Annotated in this window: 1 protein-coding gene; it reads right to left on the reverse strand. The window is 38.9% G+C overall.

The genetic code is table 11. The annotated features are described in order from the left end of the window. Positions 1–41: 41 nt before the first annotated feature. A protein-coding gene (locus ACFX40_RS27590; RefSeq protein ID WP_377257381.1) for an IS3 family transposase occupies positions 42–1,198 on the reverse strand; the annotation gives its coding sequence in 2 pieces (ribosomal slippage) (positions 42–928 and positions 928–1,198; 1,158 coding nt in all). Positions 1,199–1,292 lie beyond the last annotated feature (94 nt).

Consider the following 1,292-nt stretch of genomic DNA (forward strand, 5'->3'; position numbering starts at 1 on the left):
GGGACTGCACCCTGTTTGTGAGACAGGACTCAAAGCACCTTTTAAACAGCCAGCTGCCGGTATTGTACTGGTGACTGGTTGTTTAGTTTCGTTTGAATACGGGCATTGTTGTAATAAGTAATATAGTTTTCGACGATTTGTTCGACGATGGTGGTCGTCGTATATGTTAACTCGTCGAGGTAGAACGTTTCAGACTTTAGCGAGGAATGAAACGATTCAATTGAGGCATTATCTGCGGGTGTCCCTTTACGGGACATACTCATAGTAATGCCTCTTTCTTTAATTTTTTGTTGATAGAGATGCGATGTGTACACAGATCCTTGGTCACTATGCAACGTACATCCTTTAGGTAAAAAAGGAAGTTGGCTTAACGTATCTAAGACAAATTCTACATTTTGGTGATCACCAATCGAATATGCAATGATTTCCCCATTAAATAAATCTTGAATACTTGAAAGATACAACTGCTTAGGTCCAAAAGGCAAGTAGGTAATATCAGTTACTAATTTCTGAAGAGGGCGATCAGCTTGAAACTCACGATTTAATACATTCTCTGCAACCTGATAAGGTTGCCCTGTTTGCTTTCGTTTTTTTCGTTTTACGCGACATTGCCAACCGTATTTCTGCATGACACGTTGTACAAATTTATGGTTAATTTTCATCGTTCGATTGAGTAATGCTGTAATTTTTCGATAGCCATATCGGAACTTATGTTTTCGACATTGCTCACCGATCTGTTGTTCCATCCCTTTCTTTTTCTTTGTCCGTTCTGATTGTTCCTGTTTCCTCCAGCGATAATAAGTCGATCGAGGGATATCAAGGTGCTGACAGATTTGATAGACTGGCATCTTATCTTTTAACTCTTCTACTACGTTCACTACGATTTCTGAGACCACTTCCTCTCCAATTCCTTGTACTTTTTTAAGACCTCAATCTGTTGTGTTAAATACCGGTTTTCTGCTTTCAATTTGGACATTTCGTCTTTAAAGCCAGGTCCCTTTCCGTATGAATACTGCTTGCCTACAGGCTGTTCAAATCGATGCATTTCTCCATTTTTATACCATCTCATCCACCTTTTTAATTGGGTGTAACTGCGAATATTTAATTGGGAAAGCACCTCTTTGACAGGTATACCAGCTAATCTCATCTCAATAGCTTTTATCTTTATCTCTGCTGGATAACTAACTCTTGTCCCCATAGAAAAAACACCTCCAAGTGATTGTTAGGTAGTATATACCCGTTTTTTAACTTAAAGGTGTTTTTTATTTGTCTCACTATTAGGGGTCAGTCCC

Origin of the sequence: Priestia sp. YIM B13552, from assembly GCF_042787775.1 — a bacterium.
Classification (GTDB): Bacteria; Bacillota; Bacilli; order Bacillales; family Bacillaceae_H; genus Priestia; species Priestia megaterium_E.